Here is a 17061-nt window from a genome sequence, read left to right on the forward strand (position 1 = left end):
CCGGGCCCGCCGCCGGCGCCCGGGAGGCCGGTCCGAATTGCCCGCCTGCGCCCGACCGGCGCCTATGCTGCGGGCAGCGCAGAGAGGTGGACGGGTGACGCAGAGCACGACCCCGGACGGGCACGCCCCGTCCTGGACCGCCCGCTCCGGCGACCCCATCGGCCTCACCGACGACGGACCCATCGCGATCCTGCTCGTCGAGGACGACGACGGCGACGCGGTCCTCGTGGAGGAGCACCTGGCCGACGCCGGGCTCGACGTCCGCCTGGAGCGCGCCCGCACGTTGGACGAGGCCACCGCGCGCCTCGACGTCGACTGCGTGCTGCTCGACCTGGGCCTGCCGGACTCCGTCGGTCTCGGCGCCCTGGAGCGGCTCCTGGCCGCCGGCGCCCCCGCGGTCGTCGTGCTCACCGGCCGCACCGACACCGAGACCGGCCTGCAGGCCGTCACCGCGGGCGCCCAGGACTACCTGGTCAAGGGCGAGGTCGACGGCGAGCTGCTCGGGCGGTCCGTGCGGTACGCCGTCCAGCGCCGCCGGCTCCAGGCCGCGGACCGGGCCCTGTACCGCTCGATGGTCCGCGCGGAGGAGACCGTCCGGTTCGAGAGCGCGCTGCTGCCGCGCCCGTCCGTGCGCGACGACCGCCTGGAGGTGCTGGTCGGCTACCGCGCCGGCCGCGACGGCGTGCTGGGGGGCGACTTCTACGACGTCGTCGAGCGCCCCGACCGCAGCGTCCTGGCCGTGGTCGGCGACGTGTGCGGGCACGGGCCGGACGAGGCGGCGCTCGGGGCGGTGCTGCGCACGGCGTGGCGGACGCTCGTGCTGGCCGACACCCCCACGGCGGACCTGCTGCCGCTGCTGGAGCGGGTGCTGGCGTCCGAGCGGGCGCGCGACGAGGTGTTCACGACGATGTCGATGATCGAGGTGTCGGCCGACCGCACGGCCGCGGACCTGTACCTGGCCGGCCACCCCGTGCCGTTCCTGCTCGGCGACCCGGCCGCCGGCCGCCCGTCCGTGCTGCTGCCGACGGAGCTGCGCGGGCGCGCGCTCGGCATCCCCGTCGACGGCACCTGGCGGCCCCGGCGCCTGGAGCTCGGGCCCCGGTGGCGCCTGATGATGTACACCGACGGGGTGCTGGAGGCGACCATCGGCGGGACGCAGGAGCGGATCGGCAAGGAGGGGCTGCTGGCCCTGGTGGACGACGCGCTCGGCACGGTGCCCGCCGGCGTGGTGGACGAGGTCCTGCACGAGGTCCGGCGGCGGCACGGCGGCGAGCTGGTCGACGACACCGCGCTCGTCGTGCTCGGCTGGGACGGGGACGCGCGGTGACCGCGACCCTGCCCGGGGCGTCCACCGCCGCGAGGCCCGCCCCCGCGCGCACCGGCGTCACGCTGCACCGCCGGCTCGGGCTCGCGCTGGTCGCGGCGGGGGTGGTCCTGGGCCTGGTGTTCGTGGGCTCGGGCATCGCGCTGTGGCGGATGCTCGACGCCCAGGAGGCCGTCACCGACCGGTACTTCACGGCGATCACCGAGGGCGAGACCGCGTACACGCGCCTGGTCGACGCCGAGACGGCCGTGCGGGGCTACGCCCTCACGGGGTTCGAGGGCACGCTGGAGCCGTACGAGCGCGCGATGGACTCGGGCTCGTCGCTGGCCGCCGTCACGCGGGCCGCGGCCGGCTCTGACCCGGGAGTCGAGGACGCCGCCGCCGTGGCGGTCGAGGCCGCGGAGCAGTGGGACGCCGAGTGGGCCCGGCCGACCATCGCCGCGGTCGCCGAGGACGGGCCGGCCGCGGTCACGCCAGAGGAGATCGAGCAGGGCCGGGTCCTGTTCGACCGGACGCGGGCGGCGGTCGAGGACTACCTCGACGTGCTGCGCGACCGGCGCGACGAGGCGGCCTCGGACCTCGCGGCGTGGACCCGGATCGTCATCGGCTCCCTGGTCGCGCTGGTGATCGCCGGCCTCGTCGCCGGCGCGGTGCTCTGGCGGACGCTGCGGTCCTGGATCACCGAGCCGCTCGACGCCCTGGCCGCCGACGCGCGCGCGGTGAGCGAGGGGGACCTGCACCACCCCGTCACGTCCACCGGCCCGGGCGAGATCGCGGGCCTGGCCGCCGACGTCGAGCGGATGCGCCTGGGCCTCGTCGTCCAGGTGCAGGAGGTCGAGCGCTCGCGCGCCGAGATCGCCGAGGCGCACGACCGCCTCACCGAGCAGGCCGAGGAGCTGCGCCGGTCCAACCGGGACCTGGAGCAGTTCGCCTACGTCGCGTCGCACGACCTGCAGGAGCCGCTGCGCAAGGTCGCGTCGTTCACGCAGCTGCTGCAGAAGCGGTACGGCGGCCAGATGGACGAGCGCGCCGACCAGTACATCGCCTTCGCGGTGGACGGGGCGAAGCGGATGCAGCAGCTCATCCAGGACCTGCTCGGCTTCTCGCGGGTCGGCCGGATCGGCGGCGAGCTCGCCGACGTGCCCCTGGAGGACGCGCTCGCGGGCGCACTCGAGAACCTGGAGCACCTGGTCGAGGAGTCCGGCGCCGTCGTCACCCACGACCCCCTGCCGGTCGTCCGGGGGGAGCGCGCGCTGCTCGTGCAGCTCCTGCAGAACCTGGTCGGCAACGCGATCAAGTTCCGCGACCCCGAGCGCGTCCCGACCGTCCGGATCACGGCGTCGCAGGTGGGAGACTCGTGGGAGCTCGAGTGCCGCGACAACGGCATCGGGATCGACCAGCAGTACGCCGAGCGGGTCTTCGTGATCTTCCAGCGGCTGCACCCCAAGGACGTGTACGAGGGGACGGGCATCGGCCTGGCCCTGTGCAAGAAGATCGTCGAGTACCACGGCGGTCGCATCTGGCTCGGCGAGACCGACGGGCCCGGCACCAGCATCCGCTGGACGCTGCCGGCCGCGGTCCCGGCCGAGGTCCCCGTGGCGGCGCAGGCCGCCCAGGAATCGGAGTGAACGTGGCACGCACCGGCAAGGTCATCGACGTCCTGCTCGTCGAGGACGACCCGGGTGACGTCCTCATGACGCGCGAGGCGTTCGAGGACAACAAGGTCGCCAACCGCCTGCAGGTCGTGTCCGACGGCGTCAGCGCGCTGGCGTTCCTGCGCAAGGAGGGCGAGCACGCCGACGCCCCCACCCCCGACCTGGTCCTGCTCGACCTCAACCTGCCGCGGATGGACGGGCGCGAGGTCCTGGAGGCGATGAAGAACGACGAGGCGCTGCGCAGCATCCCGGTCGTCGTGCTCACCACGTCGGAGGCGGAGGAGGACGTCGTGCGGTCGTACTCCCTGCACGCGAACGCCTACGTGACCAAGCCCGTCGACTTCGACCGGTTCATCGAGGTCGTCCGCCAGATCGACGAGTTCTTCGTCGAGGTCGTGCGCCTGCCCCAGCGCTGAGGCGCGGCGTGGCGGGGGTTGTCGGGACCCCACAACGGGGGCCGTCCCGTCTTGACGGGGCCCGGGACCGTGGACCTACGGTTGCGTAGCCTACGCTGGCGTAGGTTAGACAGGCCCCCGGTCCCCGAGGGCGCCCCCCAGGCGAAGGAGTACCGCGTGAGCCCCAGCGGTCCGCTCACCGACGACGGCCTGGTCCAGCTGCTGACGCCCGCGGGCGAGCGCGTGGACCACCCCGACTACGCGCACCGGGTCGCGCACCTCGACGCGGAGGCCCTGCGCGGTCTGTACCGCGACATGGTGCTGGTCCGGCGGTTCGACACCGAGGCCACCGCGCTGCAGCGGCAGGGCGAGCTCGGCCTCTGGGCGCAGTCGCTCGGCCAGGAGGCCGCGCAGATCGGCTCCGGCCGCGCGCTCGCCCCGCAGGACTACGTGTTCCCCTCCTACCGCGAGCACGGCGTCGCGCACACCCGCGGCCTGGACCTCACGCAGGTCCTGCGGCTGTTCCGCGGCGTCGACCACGGCGGCTGGGACACCGAGGAGTTCAACTTCCACCTGTACACCCTGGTGATCGGCTCGCACACGCTGCACGCGACCGGGTACGCCATGGGCGTCCAGCGCGACGGCGCGGTCGGCACCGGCGACCCCGAGCGGGACACCGCCGTCGTCACCTACTTCGGCGACGGCGCGACCTCGCAGGGCGACGTCAGCGAGGCGCTCGTCTTCGCGGCGGTGAACAACGCGCCGCTCGTGCTGTTCCTGCAGAACAACCAGTGGGCGATCTCCGAGCCGACCACCAAGCAGGCGCGCGTGCCGCTCGCCGCCCGCGGCCCCGGCTTCGGCGTGCCGAGCGTCCGCGTCGACGGCAACGACGTCCTGGCCTGCTACGCCGTCACCGCGGAGGCCCTCGAGCGCGCCCGGTCCGGCGGCGGCCCGACCCTCGTCGAGGCGTTCACGTACCGGATGGGCGCGCACACCACGTCCGACGACCCGTCGCGGTACCGGTCCTCCGCCGAGGAGGACTACTGGCGGCAGCGGGACCCCATCGACCGGCTCGAGGCGCACCTCGTCGCCACGGGCGAGCTGTCCGACGCCTTCCGCGCCGAGCTGGCCGCGGAGGCCGACGCCCTGGGCGAGCGGATCCGCACCACGACCCGCGCGCTCGGCCGGCCGGAAACCAGCACGATGTTCGAGCACGTGTACGCGACCCCGCACGCCGTGGTGGACGCCGAGCGTGCCTGGTTCGAGCAGTACGAGGCCTCGTTCTCGGGAGGTGACCACCGGTGACGCAGCGGATGACGTTCGCCAAGGCGATCAACACGGGCCTGCGCAAGGCTCTCGAGCGCGACCCGAAGGTCCTGCTCATGGGCGAGGACATCGGCCCCCTCGGCGGCGTGTTCCGCGTGACCGACGGGCTGGCCAAGGACTTCGGCACCGAGCGCGTGGTCGACACCCCGCTCGCGGAGTCCGGCATCATCGGCACGGCGATCGGCCTCGCGCTGCGCGGCTACCGCCCGGTCTGCGAGATCCAGTTCGACGGGTTCATCTTCCCGGCGTTCGACCAGATCACGACGCAGCTGTCGAAGATGCACTACCGCTCCCGCGGCCGCCTCACCCTCCCGGTCGTCATCCGGGTGCCGTTCGGCGGCGGCATCGGCGCGGTCGAGCACCACAGCGAGTCCCCGGAGGTGCTGTTCGCGCACACCGCCGGGCTCCGCGTGGTCAGCCCGTCGGACCCGCAGGACGCCTTCACGATGATCCAGCAGGCCATCGCCTCGCCGGACCCGGTGCTGTTCTTCGAGCCCAAGGGCCGGTACTGGGACAAGGGCGACGTCGACACCGACGCCGACGCGCTGACCGCCCCGTCGACGATGGACGGCGCCCGCGTGCTGCGCCCCGGCACCGACGTGACGCTCGTCGCGCACGGCCCGACCGTCGCCACCGCGCTGAAGGTGGCCGACGCGGCCGCCGCCGAGGGCCGGAGCGTCGAGGTCGTGGACCTGCGCACGATCTCCCCGCTCGACATCACGACCGTCGCCGCGTCGGTGCGCCGCACCGGCCGCTGCGTCGTGGTCCACGAGGCGCCCGTCCTGTACGGGACGGGGGCCGAGGTCGCCGCGCGGGTCACGGAGGAGTGCTTCTACCACCTGGAGGCGCCGGTGCTCCGCGTCGGCGGGTTCCACACCCCGTACCCCGTCGCGAAGCTCGAGCACGAGTACCTGCCCGGCCTCGACCGCGTCCTCGACGCCGTCGACCGCGTGCTCGCGCACTGAGCCACCGCCGACCGCCCCATCCGGCCTCCCGCACCACCCGAGGAGCAGCACCCGTGCCGTCCTACCAGCAGTTCCGCCTCCCCGACGCCGGCGAGGGCCTGACCGAGGCCGAGATCGCCGCCTGGCACGTCGCCGTCGGGGACACCGTCGCGATCAACCAGACGATCGTCGAGATCGAGACCGCGAAGTCGCTCGTCGACCTGCCGAGCCCGTACGCCGGGGTCGTCACCCGGCTGCTCGTCGCCGAGGGCGAGACCGTCGAGGTCGGTACGCCGATCATCGAGATCGACACCGACCCGTCCGGGGAGGCACCTGCCGGCGGGGCGCCCGGCGCCGTGGGGGCCGGCCCCGAGGTCGAGGTGTCCGGGCCGACGTCGGACGCGGACCCGGTCGCGGCCGCGGCGCCGTCCGGGGGGTCGGGGGCCGCCGCCCCCGCTGACGAGGAGGCCGGCGGCGCGGTGCTCGTCGGGTACGGCACCGCCTCCGCGCCGACCCGGCGTCGCGCGCGGTTCACCTCCGCCGAGGGTGACCCCGTGGCCGGCGCGGCGGGACCGGACTCCTCCGCGGGCGCCGTCCGGGGGGTCGGGGGCCGCCGGGGCGCGCCAACGGCCACGCGCTCGCGAAGCCCCCGGTGCGCAAGCTCGCCCGGGACCTCGGCGTGGACCTCGACTCCGTGCAGCCCACCGGCCCGGGCGGCATCGTCACCCGCGAGGACGTGCTGGCCCAGCAGGCGAGCGCCGAGCCCCGCACCCTCGCGACCTACGCCGGCGACGACCAGCCGTGGCTCGCGTCCGGCACCGTGTCGCCCGACGGCCGGCAGACGCGCGTCCCGGTGAAGTCGGTCCGCAAGCGCACCGCCGAGGCGATGGTCACCTCCGCGTTCACCGCGCCGCACGTCACCGTGTTCCACACCGTCGACGTCACCCGCACCATGAAGCTCGTCGCCCGCCTGCGCGAGGACCGCGAGTTCGCGGACGTCCGCGTCACGCCGCTGCTCATCGCCGCGAAGGCGCTGCTCATGGCCGTGCGCCGGCACCCGGACGTCAACGCGTCCTGGGACGACGCCGCCCAGGAGATCGTCTACAAGCACTACGTGAACCTCGGCATCGCGGCGGCCACCCCCCGCGGCCTCGTCGTCCCGAACATCAAGGACGCGCACCGCCTCGGCCTGCATGAGCTCGCGGAGGGCCTCGCGTCCCTCACGTCCACCGCCCGCGCCGGCAAGACCACGCCGCGGGACATGTCCGACGGCACCATCACGATCACCAACGTCGGCGTCTTCGGCATCGACACCGGCACCCCGATCCTCAACCCGGGGGAGGCGGCGATCCTCGCGTTCGGCGCCATCCGCGAGCAGCCGTGGGTGCACAAGGGCAAGATCAAGATCCGCCACGTCACGCAGCTCGCGCTCAGCGTCGACCACCGCCTGGTGGACGGCGCGCTGGGGTCGCTGGTGCTGGCGGACGTCGCGGCGGTGCTGGCGGACCCGGCCCAGGCGCTCGTCTGGGGGTGACGGGCAGGCGGAGGATCGTGTCGCAGTCCCGGAGCGCAGAGCAGGCGCGGGTAGCCTGCCCGGCGTGAGCGACGCCACGCCCCCGCCCGCGGGTCATGCGGCTCGCGAGCTCTACGACGAGTGTCTCGCGCGCGGCTTCGTCAGCGGGGTCGACTTCTTCATCGAGGGCTCGCACGCGCCGCTGAGCAGCGAGCTGATCGTCCTCGTCAAGGCGCCCTCCGGATGGCAGGCGCTCTCCTCGGACATGGGTCGCGAGAGCGTCATCGCGGAACGCGCCACGATCGAGAGCGTGCGAGACGTCTTCCTGGAGGAGGTGGCGTGGCTGGCGGCGGGGCGCAGGCGAGGACCGTATGCGGGACGCTCCCGCAGCGAGACCGTCCCGCCCCTGTCCTACGACGAGGCGGTGGCGGCGTTCGAGCACGACTTCGGTCCGGGCGCCGTGTAGCGCTCCGAGCGGGAAGGCAAGCCCCCTGGCACGGTGGCCTGGTCGCCGTCGGCATCCTCCGGAAGGTCAGCCCGTGAGCCCGACCACCCCCGCCGACCCCCGGCTCGCCGAGCTGCGCGAGCAGTGCCTCGCCAGCGGGTTCGTCGAGGGGCTCGACTTCCACGTCGACGGCTTCCCGACCTCGCTCAGCAGCGAGCACGTCGAGCTGCGCGCCGAACCCGGCGCGTGCACCGTCGACTACGTCGACATGGGCCGGCACCGGACGGTGGCGACTGCAGCGACCGTGGACGCGGTCGCCGCCCAGTTCGTCGAGGAGGTCGCGTGGCTCGCCGCCGGGCGCGGGCGCGGGCCGTACGCCGGGCAGACCCGGCCTGTCGTGCACTGGGGCGCCGGCCTCAGCGACGAGGAGTACCTGGCCGAGTTCGAGCGGAAGTACGGCCCGCCGCGCTGACACCCGACCGGGCAGGCGCAGTTGCCGGGTCGGGTGTCAGCCGTCGAGCCGGGCGGCCACGTCGGCCGGGAACCCGCCGGTCGCGATCGGGCTCCAGCGGGTCGGCGTGACGCGGATCAGGCTCTTGCCCTGCACCCGCATCGCCGCGCGGTACTCGTCCCAGTCCGGGTGCTCGCCCGCGATGCACCGGTAGTAGTCGACCAGGGCGTCCTCCGCGTCCGGCATGTGCAGGACCTCGGCGTCGCCGTCGACCTGCACCCAGGCGCCGTTCCAGTCGTCGGACAGCACGCAGACCGACACGTGCGGGTCGCGCTCGGCGTTGACGGTCTTCGCGCGCCCCGGGTACGTCGAGATGACGATGCGGCCCTCGGTGTCGACCCCGCCGCTGACCGGTGAGACCTGCGGCCGGCCGTCGCGCCGCGTGGTCACCAGGAGCAGGTGGTGCCGAGGGCGGACGAAGTCGAGGAGCTCGGGCAGGTCGACGGTGCGCGTCGTCGCGATGGATCGGGCCATGCCGCCGACCCTAGGCCGCGTCGCCCGCGGCGTCCTTCCGGAGCGTTGCGCGTGGTCCGCCGCGGCCGTCGCGCGGAAGCCGCGGCTACGCTGCTCTCTCCGCTTCGTGGGCCAGGAAGGGGCAGTCGATGACCGCGGAGAGCGGAGATCACGACGCCGGTCCGGCCCCGAGCACCTGGAGCTCCGACGTGCTGGACGGCATGAGCGAGGACGAGCGACGCGCCGAGATCGCCGCGCTCCACGCCCGAGCGCTCGACGACGCCGTCCGCCGTCGAGGACGCCCCCTGCGACCGGGGGACATCAGCAGCGACAAGGGTCGGCTGCCGACGGTCACCGAGGTCGTCAGGCCGGCAGCGGGCGCGGAAGAGGTGCCGTGAGCGGCGGAGACCTGTACGACAGCATCGACGAGTGGCTGGCGCTGTCACCCGCGGAGAAGCTGGCCCGCTACCAGACGCATCGAAGACCGCCGTGGCGCCTTCGACTCCGGGAGGTGTGAACGGTGAGTGAGGACAAGGCCGACCACGCGGCGCTCGCGACTATTCGGGCCGAGTGCCTGGGTATGGGGTTCCTGGAAGGCCTCGACTTCCACGTCGATGGCTTTCCGACGGTCCTCAGCAGCGAGTACGTGGATCTTCGGCTCACCGCTGAGCGCTACGAGGTCCGGTACGCCGACATGGGGCGGAAGACTCTCGTGGGGAGGTCCGCGTCCTTGGCCGAGGCACGGGAGCTCTTCATCGATCAGGTGACGCGACTGGCGGCAGGACGGAACCGCGGACCGCGTGCCGGGGTGCGCGAGCAGCCCGTGGACTGGCGGGACACCATGACCGAGGAGCAGCTGATCGAGCGGTTCAAGCGGGAGCAGCGCGCGCGTCGCGAGGCACGGGACTGAGCCGCCGTCAGCCGGGTGCGAGTCCGCGTCGTCGGGCACCCACCTCCCACGTGAAAGAGGTGCCGTGAGCGGCGGAGACCCGCAAGAACCTCTTCCCGCGCCCCGCCGGCGGTGGGATGCTCCGTGCCATCGTCTCCGAGGGGGTAGCAGATGGCCACGCTCACGTACATCACGAACATGTCCCTCGACGGCTACATCGAGGACCGCCGAGGCGCCTTCGATTTCGGCCCGATGGACGACGGCCTGCTCGCCGCGTACACCGAGCTGATCCGGCCCGTCGAGACGTTCCTGTACGGGCGCCGCCTGTACGAGGCGATGGCCGGCTGGGAGACCATGCCCGAGCTGGCGGCGCAGTCCGAGCTCTCGGCGGAGTTCGCGGCCGTCTGGCAGGCACCCCGCAAGATCGTCTACTCCACGACCCTGACGACGGTGCCGACCGCTCGCACGTCGATCGAGCGCGTCTTCGACGTCGACGCCGTGCGCCGGCTCACGGCCGAGGCGAGCGGTGACCTCACCGTGGGGGGCGCCGACCTGGCGGCGCAGGCGCTCGGCGCGGGGCTCGTCGACGAGTGCCACCTGTTCGTCTGGCCGGTCACGGTGGGCGGCGGCAAGCCCGCGCTCCCGACCGACGCCGGTCTCGGCCTCGAGCTCCTCGACGAGCGCCGGTTCGGCAACGGGGTCCTGCTGCTCCACTACCGCCCGCGGCCCTCGTCGGAGTCGTCGCGCTGACGCCCTAGGCGCCGGCGGCCGCCAGCAGGTCCACGGTGAGCGGCGCGAGCGGGAGCCGGGCGGCCTCCGAGGGCGTCACCCACACCGCCTCCTCGATCTCCGCGGTCGCCACCGCGCCGGTCACCCCGTCGACCGCGAACACGTGGGCCTCCAGCCGGTGGCCGGGCTCGTTCGCGGCAGCCGCGTCGCGCCGCCCGAGGTCGCGCACGCGCGCCGGGTCGACGACCACCGCGAGCTCCTCGCCGACCTCCCGGACCACGGCCGCGCGCGGGTCCTCGCCGGGCTCGATCTTGCCGCCCGCCTGCATGAACGCGGTCGTGCCGCGCTTGCGGACGAGCAGCCACCGGCCGGCGTCGTCGACGATGACCGCCGCGGCGATCCGGATGAGGGGCTGCTGCTCGAGGTCGGTCACGCCGCTCATCCTGCCGCGCTCTCGGCGCCGGGTGCTGCACCGGGTGCCGCGCTGGTCCAGGCGTCGGGGGTGAGGACGAGGTGGTCGAGCAGCCGGACGCCGGTGACCGCGGCGGCCTGGGCGACCGCGGCGGTCGCCAGGAGGTCCGCCGGGTGCGGGCGGGGGTCACCGCGGTCGTGCCGGTGCGCGAGGGCCAGGGTCACGCCGCCGCGGCGCAGCGTCTCGGCCAGCACCTCCCGGACGGCGAACGGCGCCGCGTGCGCGTCGGCGCCCGGTACGACGACGGCCCCGAGCAGCCGGGACGCGCGGTCGCCCGCCACCGCCACGACCCGGCCGTCCGCGGGGCCCCGCAGCAGCGGGCGGGCGATCCGCGCGACGTCGGCGGGGGTCCGCACGGTCTCCCGGCGGTCGGTCGACGTGCCGAACCGGCGGGCGAGCGCGAGCGCGGCGACCACCCGCGTCGCCTTCGCCGGTCCCACGCCGGGCGTCGCGAGGAGCGCGGCGGAGTCGGCCCGCGCGAGACCGGTCAGCCCGCCGTGCGCCGCCAGCAGGTCGCGGGAGGTGTCCAGCGCGCTGGACCCGCGACGTCCGGAACCGAGCAGCAGCGCGACGAGCTCGACGTCCGAGAGCGCGTCGGCGCCCAGCCGCAGCATCCGCTCGCGCGGGCGCTGGTCCGGGTCGAGGTCGGCGAGCATCGGGGTCGTCACCTTCTCGACCCTAGGGTCGGGACCCGGCCCCGACGCCGTCGTCCACAGGCCGGGTTCGCCGGCGCGCTGCACGGGGTCACGGTGGACCTCCCGGGGAGGAGCGGGGAGAGCGGGTGCCGGCCGGACCGGGTGTGCCGGCGGGAGGCCGGCGGCACGTGCAGGCCGCCACTATGACGCACACCACCGACATCACCCCCGCCGGTGCTCCGCCCGCGGAGCGGTCCGCCGGGACCCGGGAGATGATGGGCGGGTGATGTCTCCCGAGCGCCGGTCCGCGCCCGCCGTCCCCTCCCGTCCCGTCCGCGCCCGCGCGGTGGCCCGCCCGGCCCCGGCCGTCGCGCCTCGCGTCGCCGCGCTGCTGCTCGCCGTGCTGCTCGGGCTCGCGGCGGTGCTGGCGACGGCGACGCGCGCCGACGCCCACAACGCCCTGCAGGGCACCGACCCCGCGGACGGGTCGACCGTCGCGACGCCGCCGACCCACGTGACGCTGACCTTCGACCAGCCCGCGCAGGCGCTCGGCACGGAGATCGTCGTGCTCGGACCCGACGGGAGCACGGTGAGCACCGGCACCCCGGAGCTGGTCGACACCACGGTCTCCCAGGCGCTCGCGGACGGCCTGCCCGCCGGGGACTACACCGTGCAGTGGCGCGTCACCTCCGCCGACGGGCATCCGCTGTCCGGGGAGCTGGCCTTCACGGCGTCGGCCGCGTCGGCCACGGCCGCGCCGGAGACCCCGGAGCCCACGATGACGACGATGGCCGAGGCGACCGCGGAGCCGGCCGCCCCGTCCCCCGAGGTGACCGCCTCCGCGCAGCAGGAGCTCGCGGAGGACGAGGACGCCGGCCTCGAGGCGGGCGTCCTCGTCGCCATCGCCGTCGCGGTCCTCGCCGCCGGCGCCGTGACGGTGTTCGTGGTGCGTGAGCGGCGCCGGCCGAGGGACGGCCGGGCGGAGGACTGATGGCTCCCGGCGTCGCCGCTGCACCGGCCGCACCCCGCCCCGCGCGCACGACCCGCGGGACGGAGCCCGCGGGCGGCCCCGAGCGGTGGCTGCGCCTGGCGGCCCTCGTCGTCGCCGCGCTGGCGGCCGTGGTCGCGGGCGTGGCGTTCACCGGTGCGGCCGCCCCGACGGCCCTGCGGGACCCGGGCGCGCTCGTGCGGTGGGGGCTCCCGGTCGCGTCGACCGCCTCGGAGCTCGCGGCGTCCGCCACCCTGGGCGGGCTCGTCCTCCTCATCACCGTGCTCGTCCGCCGGCAGGACGGCGCCGTGGCGCGCGCCGCCTCGGGGATCACCGCGGTCGCCGCCGCGGTGTGGACCCTCGCCGCCGTCGTCGAGCTGGTCCTGACCTACGCCAACGTCGCGGGGCTGCCGCTCACCGACCCGGCGTTCGGCGGGGAGCTCGGCCAGTTCGTCACGCAGTTCGAGCTCGGGCGGGTCCTGCTGTTCGTGGCGGTCGCCGCGGCGGTGGTCACGGCGCTCGCGCTCATGACGACCTCGCCGCTCCGTGCCGCCGGCATCGCCGCGATCGTCGTCGTCGCGCTGTGGCAGGCGGCGCAGACCGGCCACGCGGCCGGTGCCGCGAGCCACGACCTCGCGACCTCCTCGATGTTCCTGCACCTCCTGGGCGCGGCGCTGTGGATCGGCACCCTCACCGCCCTGTCGCCGCTCGCCCACCGGCTCGGGTCCGACCTCGCGCCGGCGGTCGCCCGGTTCTCCGTCATCGCCGGCTGGTGCTTCGCCGCGGTGGCGGTGTCCGGCACGGTGAACTCGATCATCCGCGTGGGCTCGTGGTCCGACCTCGGCTCCCGGTACGGCGTGCTGCTGCTCGCGAAGATCGCCCTGTTCGGTGTCCTCGGGCTGCTCGGGCTGGCGCACCGGCGCCGGGTGGTGTCCCGGCTGGCCGGCGACCAGCGCGCCCCCGCCACGTGGCTGTTCTGGCGCCTCGTGCTGGTGGAGCTGACGGTCATGGGCGCGGTGTCCGGGGTGGCCGTGGCGCTGGGCGCGTCCCCGCCGCCGGTCCCCGACGAGGCGATCACCGACCCGACGCCCGCCGAGATCGTCACCGGCCACGCCCTGCCGCCCGAGCCGACGACGCTCAGCTGGGTGACGCAGTGGCGGTGGGACGTCCTGCTGGCGTCCGCGGCCGTCGCCGGCCTGGTCGTCTACGTGCGGTGGGTGCTGCGCCTGCGGCGGCGCGGCGACACGTGGCCCTGGCTGCGCACGGTGTCGTGGGGCGCGGGGATGGTGCTGTTTTTCTGGACGACCTCCGGCGGCCCGGCGATGTACGGGCACGTGCTGTTCAGCGCCCACATGGTCGAGCACATGATCCTGGCGATGGTCGTGCCGGTGCTGCTGGCCCTCTCGGCGCCGGTGACGCTCGCGCTGCGGGCGCTGCCGTCGCGCGGGACGCGGTCCGGCGCGGGGAAGGCCGGGCCGGACGCGTCGCGCGGGCCGCGGGAGTGGCTGCTGCTGCTCGTCCACAGCCCCTGGGGGCGGTTCTTCGCGAACCCGGTCGTCGCGGCGGTGAACTTCGCCGGGTCGATGATCGTCTTCTACTACACCGACGTGTTCGCGTGGGCGCTGACCTCCGAGGTCGGCCACTACGTGATGGTCGTGCACTTCTCGCTCGCCGGGTACCTGTTCGTCAACGCCCTGGTCGGCATCGACCCCGGTCCGCAGCGACCGCCGTACCCGCAGCGGCTGCTGCTCCTGTTCGCCACGATGGCGTTCCACGCGTTCTTCGGCGTCGCCCTCACGTCCGGCGACGTGCTGCTGGTGCCCGAGTGGTTCGGCCTGCTGGGCCGCGAGTGGGGCCCGTCGGCGATCGAGGACCAGCAGCGCGGCGGCGGCGTGGCGTGGGGGATCGGCGAGCTGCCGACGCTCGCGCTCGCGATCGGCGTCGCGTTCGCCTGGGCGCGTGACGACGACCGCACCGCGAAGCGCCGGGACCGCAAGGTCGACCGCGACGGCGACGTGGAGATGGACGAGTACAACGCCATGCTGGCGCGGCTGGCGGCGCGGGACGGGCGGGCCGCGGCCGGTCCCGCCCGGGGCGAGGCAGGGGACGGCCAGGCCGCTCCCGAGAGCGAGCCGGGCCGGTCGTGATAGGACGGCGGGGTGACCGACGCCGCAGCTGACCCCACGCCGCCCACCCCCTTCCACGACCTCGACGCCTACGTCGCCCTGCCCCGGATGTCGGGCCTGGCGCTGTCCCCGGACGGCACCCGGCTCGTCACGGCGGTGTCGACGCTCGACGCGAAGCGCACCCGCTACGTCACCGCCCTCTGGGAGGTCGACCCCGAGGGGATCCGGCCCGCGCGGCGCCTGACGCGGTCCGCGAAGGGCGAGTCGTCCGCCCGGTTCGCCTCGACCGGCGACCTGCTGTTCACCTCCGCGCGGCCCGACGCGGACGCGGAGGCACCGGACGACGAGCCGCCCGCCGCGCTGTGGCTGCTCCCCGCCGACGGTGCCGAGGCGCGGGTCGTCGCCGGCCGGAAGGCGGGCGTGGGCGGCGTCGTCGTCGCGGAGGACGCGCCCGTCGTGGTCGTCACCTCCGACGTCCTGCCGCGGGCGACCGACGACGCCGAGGACGAGCGCCTGATCGCCGCCCGCAAGGACGCCAAGGTCAGCGCGATCCTGCACAGCACGTACCCGGTGCGGTACTGGGACCACGACCTCGGTCCCGCCGCGCCGCACCTGTTCGCCGGCGACCTGACTACCGTGGCCGCGTCGCCGGAGGCCGGTGCGCCCGCGCCCCGCCTGGACCTGCGGGACCTCGCGCCGGACGCCGGCGTCGCCCTGCAGCACCAGGACGCGGTGCTGTCGCCCGACGGGCGGACGCTGGTGACGTCCTGGACCCGCGCTGCTGCGCGCGGAGCCGTCCGGCAGCAGCTGGTGGCCGTGGACGTCGCCACGGGCACCCGCCGGGTCCTCGTCGACGACCCGGCGGCCGACGTCTCCTCCCCGGTGGTCTCGCCGGACTCCCGTCGCGTCGCCTACGTCCGCGAGACGATCACCACGCCGACCGAGGCGCCGCGCGTGGAGCTGTGGGTGCTGGACCTGACGACGGCGGGCGCCGAGCCGCAGCGCGTGGCCCCCGACTGGGACCGCTGGCCCCACGAGGTCGTGTGGACCCGGGACGGCGCGGGGCTGCTCGTCCAGGCCGACGACCTCGGCCGCGGGCCGGTGTTCCACGTCGCGCTCGACTCCGGCGCGGTGACGCGGGTGACCGCCGACGACGCCGTGCTCAACGAGCTGCAGGTGAGCCCCGACGGCCGCAGCCTGTACGCGCTCCGCACGTCGTACACGCAGCCGTCGCACCCCGTGCGCGTCGACCTGGCGGCCGCGCTCGCCACCGGCGCCCCGGTCGAGGCCGTCGCCCTGCCCGCGCCGGCGCCGCTGCCCGAGCTGCCCGGCACGCTCACGGAGGTCACCGCGACCGCCGAGGACGGCGCGGAGGTGCGCGCGTGGCTCGTGCTGCCCGACGGCGCGTCGGCCGCGTCGCCCGCGCCCCTGCTGCTGTGGATCCACGGCGGGCCGCTCGGGTCGTGGAACGCCTGGTCGTGGCGGTGGAACCCCTGGATCATGGCGGCCCGCGGCTACGCGGTGCTGCTGCCCGACCCCGCGCTGTCCACCGGCTACGGCCAGGACTTCGTCCAGCGCGGGTGGGGCGCCTGGGGCTCCGCGCCGTTCACGGACCTGATGGCGGTCACCGACGCGACCGTCGCGCGGGCGGACGTCGACGAGACCCGCACCGCGGCGATGGGCGGCTCGTTCGGCGGCTACATGGCCAACTGGGTCGCCGGGCACACCGACCGGTTCCGCGCGATCGTCACGCACGCCAGCCTGTGGGCGCTCGACCAGTTCGGTCCGACGACCGACCACTCCTTCTACTGGGAGCGGGAGATGACGCCGGAGATGGCGCTGGCCAACTCCCCGCACCTGTCGGTCGACAAGATCGTCACCCCGATGCTGGTCGTGCACGGCGACAAGGACTACCGGGTGCCGATCGGCGAGGGGCTGCGGCTCTGGTACGAGCTGCTGTCCCGCTCGGCGCTGGCGGCCGACGAGGACGGGCGGACGCCGCACCGGTTCCTGTTCTTCCCGGACGAGAACCACTGGGTGCTCACGCCGCAGCACGCGAAGGTCTGGTACCAGGTGGTCGACGCGTTCCTCGCGGAGCACGTGCTCGGCCTGTCCGGGGACGAGCTGCCCCCGCTGCCGGAGGTGCTCGGCTGACGCAGCCCGGGGTGTCCGGCCGGGCCGGTCGGACACCCCGGCGTTGCTCAACCCGTGTGTTGAGCAACCGGACGGCTCGTCCCTCGTGACGGTGGCTCGGCGCGCGTGATCGCAGGTCCGACGCCACACTCGTCCCCAGACCCGGGCATCCGCGCCCGGGCCGGTGGAAGGAGTCCGACCATGGGCATCGGAGGCGGTATCGCCCTGATCGTCATCGGCGCGATCCTCGCGTTCGGCGTGAGCGACAACATCGCGAACGTCGACCTCACGGTCATCGGCTACATCTGCATGGGTGCGGGGATCCTCGCGCTGATCCTCGCCCTCGTGCTCACCCGGCAGCGGGCGAACACGTCGCACCGCGAGGTCGTCGAGCGCTACGAGGGCCGCACCCCGCCGCCCCCGCCGGCGGTCTGACCCGCTCCTCGCGCCCCCCGGGGCGGAGCGTTCGGCCGGGCACGCCGCGGCGGGTCGGGCCGGACGCTCCGCCGCGAGGGGGCCGGGG

General features: G+C 75.0%; 18 protein-coding genes and 1 pseudogene. 16 read left to right on the forward strand and 3 right to left on the reverse strand.

Annotation, left to right across the window (positions count from 1 at the left end; genetic code table 11):
* Nucleotides 1-94 precede the first annotated feature (94 nt).
* From QNH85_RS02535 to QNH85_RS02570, 8 genes and pseudogenes are all read left to right on the forward strand, one after another.
* The gene (locus QNH85_RS02535) at nt 95-1327 is read left to right on the forward strand and encodes a PP2C family protein-serine/threonine phosphatase (protein ID WP_346016287.1); all 1233 of its coding nucleotides are present in this window, start codon (nt 95-97) and stop codon (nt 1325-1327) included.
* Nucleotides 1324-2952 carry a sensor histidine kinase gene (locus tag QNH85_RS02540; protein WP_282944380.1) on the forward strand — a complete coding sequence of 543 codons (1629 nt, stop codon included), beginning with the start codon at nt 1324-1326 and terminating at the stop codon, nt 2950-2952. The genes QNH85_RS02535 and QNH85_RS02540 overlap by 4 nt, the downstream gene beginning before the upstream one ends.
* Nucleotides 2953-2954: 2 nt before the next feature.
* The gene (locus QNH85_RS02545; RefSeq protein WP_213282354.1) at nt 2955-3395 is read left to right on the forward strand and encodes a response regulator; all 441 of its coding nucleotides are present in this window, start codon (nt 2955-2957) and stop codon (nt 3393-3395) included.
* Nucleotides 3396-3551: 156 nt separating this feature from the next.
* Nucleotides 3552-4679, forward strand: a complete 1128-nt coding sequence (pdhA, locus tag QNH85_RS02550; RefSeq protein ID WP_282944384.1) for a pyruvate dehydrogenase (acetyl-transferring) E1 component subunit alpha — start codon at nt 3552-3554, stop codon at nt 4677-4679.
* A gap of 8 nt (nt 4680-4687) precedes the next feature.
* The gene (locus QNH85_RS02555; protein WP_213282452.1) at nt 4688-5665 is read left to right on the forward strand and encodes an alpha-ketoacid dehydrogenase subunit beta; all 978 of its coding nucleotides are present in this window, start codon (nt 4688-4690) and stop codon (nt 5663-5665) included.
* A gap of 53 nt (nt 5666-5718) precedes the next feature.
* A pseudogene (locus tag QNH85_RS02560) lies at nt 5719-7178 on the forward strand (dihydrolipoamide acetyltransferase family protein).
* Nucleotides 7179-7242: 64 nt separating this feature from the next.
* Entirely contained in the window at nt 7243-7623 is a 381-nt protein-coding gene (locus QNH85_RS02565) for a hypothetical protein (RefSeq protein ID WP_282944386.1), read from the forward strand.
* Nucleotides 7624-7696: 73 nt separating this feature from the next.
* A complete protein-coding gene (locus QNH85_RS02570) occupies nt 7697-8074 on the forward strand; it encodes a hypothetical protein (RefSeq protein ID WP_282944388.1) in 378 nt (125 codons plus the stop codon).
* Between the two features lie 36 nt (nt 8075-8110).
* On the opposite strand, the gene QNH85_RS02575 is transcribed toward QNH85_RS02570, so the two are convergent.
* Nucleotides 8111-8587: a PPOX class F420-dependent oxidoreductase gene (locus tag QNH85_RS02575; RefSeq protein ID WP_282944390.1), complete on the reverse strand. Its 477-nt coding sequence runs from the start codon at nt 8585-8587 to the stop codon at nt 8111-8113.
* Nucleotides 8588-8715: 128 nt separating this feature from the next.
* Here QNH85_RS02575 and QNH85_RS02580 point away from each other — a divergent pair, with 128 nt between their 5' ends.
* The 4 genes from QNH85_RS02580 to QNH85_RS02595 all read left to right on the forward strand — a co-directional run bounded on the left by QNH85_RS02580 (nt 8716) and on the right by QNH85_RS02595 (nt 10205).
* Nucleotides 8716-8964 carry a hypothetical protein gene (locus QNH85_RS02580; protein WP_282944391.1) on the forward strand — a complete coding sequence of 83 codons (249 nt, stop codon included), beginning with the start codon at nt 8716-8718 and terminating at the stop codon, nt 8962-8964.
* Nucleotides 8961-9083: a hypothetical protein gene (locus QNH85_RS02585; protein WP_282944392.1), complete on the forward strand. Its 123-nt coding sequence runs from the start codon at nt 8961-8963 to the stop codon at nt 9081-9083. The genes QNH85_RS02580 and QNH85_RS02585 overlap by 4 nt, the downstream gene beginning before the upstream one ends.
* A 3-nt stretch (nt 9084-9086) precedes the next feature.
* Nucleotides 9087-9476 (forward strand): hypothetical protein, encoded by a 390-nt coding sequence (locus QNH85_RS02590; RefSeq protein WP_282944394.1) that lies wholly within the window; start codon nt 9087-9089, stop codon nt 9474-9476.
* Nucleotides 9477-9626: 150 nt separating this feature from the next.
* On the forward strand, nt 9627-10205 hold the full coding sequence (locus QNH85_RS02595; protein WP_282944395.1) for a dihydrofolate reductase family protein: 579 nt from the start codon (nt 9627-9629) through the stop codon (nt 10203-10205).
* A gap of 4 nt (nt 10206-10209) precedes the next feature.
* Here the strand turns inward: QNH85_RS02595 and QNH85_RS02600 are convergent, their stop codons facing one another.
* Complete coding sequence (locus tag QNH85_RS02600; RefSeq protein WP_249669220.1) at nt 10210-10617, reverse strand: NUDIX hydrolase; 408 nt, start codon at nt 10615-10617, stop codon at nt 10210-10212.
* 5 nt (nt 10618-10622) lie between these two features.
* Nucleotides 10623-11324, reverse strand: a complete 702-nt coding sequence (locus tag QNH85_RS02605) for a JAB domain-containing protein (RefSeq protein WP_282944398.1) — start codon at nt 11322-11324, stop codon at nt 10623-10625.
* A 253-nt stretch (nt 11325-11577) separates the two neighbouring features.
* On the opposite strand from QNH85_RS02605, the gene QNH85_RS02610 reads away from it, so the two are divergent.
* From QNH85_RS02610 to QNH85_RS02625, 4 genes are all read left to right on the forward strand, one after another.
* Nucleotides 11578-12282, forward strand: a complete 705-nt coding sequence (locus tag QNH85_RS02610) for a copper resistance CopC family protein (RefSeq protein WP_282944946.1) — start codon at nt 11578-11580, stop codon at nt 12280-12282.
* Nucleotides 12282-14426 (forward strand): bifunctional copper resistance protein CopD/cytochrome c oxidase assembly protein, encoded by a 2145-nt coding sequence (locus tag QNH85_RS02615; RefSeq protein WP_282944399.1) that lies wholly within the window; start codon nt 12282-12284, stop codon nt 14424-14426. The genes QNH85_RS02610 and QNH85_RS02615 overlap by 1 nt, the downstream gene beginning before the upstream one ends.
* Nucleotides 14427-14438: 12 nt before the next feature.
* A complete protein-coding gene (locus QNH85_RS02620; RefSeq protein WP_428830345.1) occupies nt 14439-16559 on the forward strand; it encodes a S9 family peptidase in 2121 nt (706 codons plus the stop codon).
* A gap of 180 nt (nt 16560-16739) precedes the next feature.
* The gene (locus QNH85_RS02625) at nt 16740-16973 is read left to right on the forward strand and encodes a DUF6458 family protein (protein WP_213282338.1); all 234 of its coding nucleotides are present in this window, start codon (nt 16740-16742) and stop codon (nt 16971-16973) included.
* Nucleotides 16974-17061: the final 88 nt, after the last annotated feature.

Origin of the sequence: Cellulomonas endometrii (assembly GCF_949769265.1) — a bacterium.
Classification (GTDB): domain Bacteria; phylum Actinomycetota; class Actinomycetes; order Actinomycetales; family Cellulomonadaceae; genus Cellulomonas; species Cellulomonas endometrii.

Bases quoted from the DNA above. Each gene is read 5' to 3' on its own strand.
- QNH85_RS02580 (WP_282944391.1), top strand. From the start codon at position 8,716: ATGACCGCGGAGAGCGGAGATCACGACGCCGGTCCGGCCCCGAGCACC.
- QNH85_RS02615 (WP_282944399.1), top strand. From the start codon at position 12,282: ATGGCTCCCGGCGTCGCCGCTGCACCGGCCGCACCCCGCCCCGCGCGC.
- QNH85_RS02555 (WP_213282452.1), top strand. From the start codon at position 4,688: ATGACGTTCGCCAAGGCGATCAACACGGGCCTGCGCAAGGCTCTCGAG.
- QNH85_RS02595 (WP_282944395.1), top strand. From the start codon at position 9,627: ATGGCCACGCTCACGTACATCACGAACATGTCCCTCGACGGCTACATC.
- QNH85_RS02575 (WP_282944390.1), bottom strand. From the start codon at position 8,587: ATGGCCCGATCCATCGCGACGACGCGCACCGTCGACCTGCCCGAGCTC.
- QNH85_RS02610 (WP_282944946.1), top strand. From the start codon at position 11,578: ATGTCTCCCGAGCGCCGGTCCGCGCCCGCCGTCCCCTCCCGTCCCGTC.
- QNH85_RS02625 (WP_213282338.1), top strand. From the start codon at position 16,740: ATGGGCATCGGAGGCGGTATCGCCCTGATCGTCATCGGCGCGATCCTC.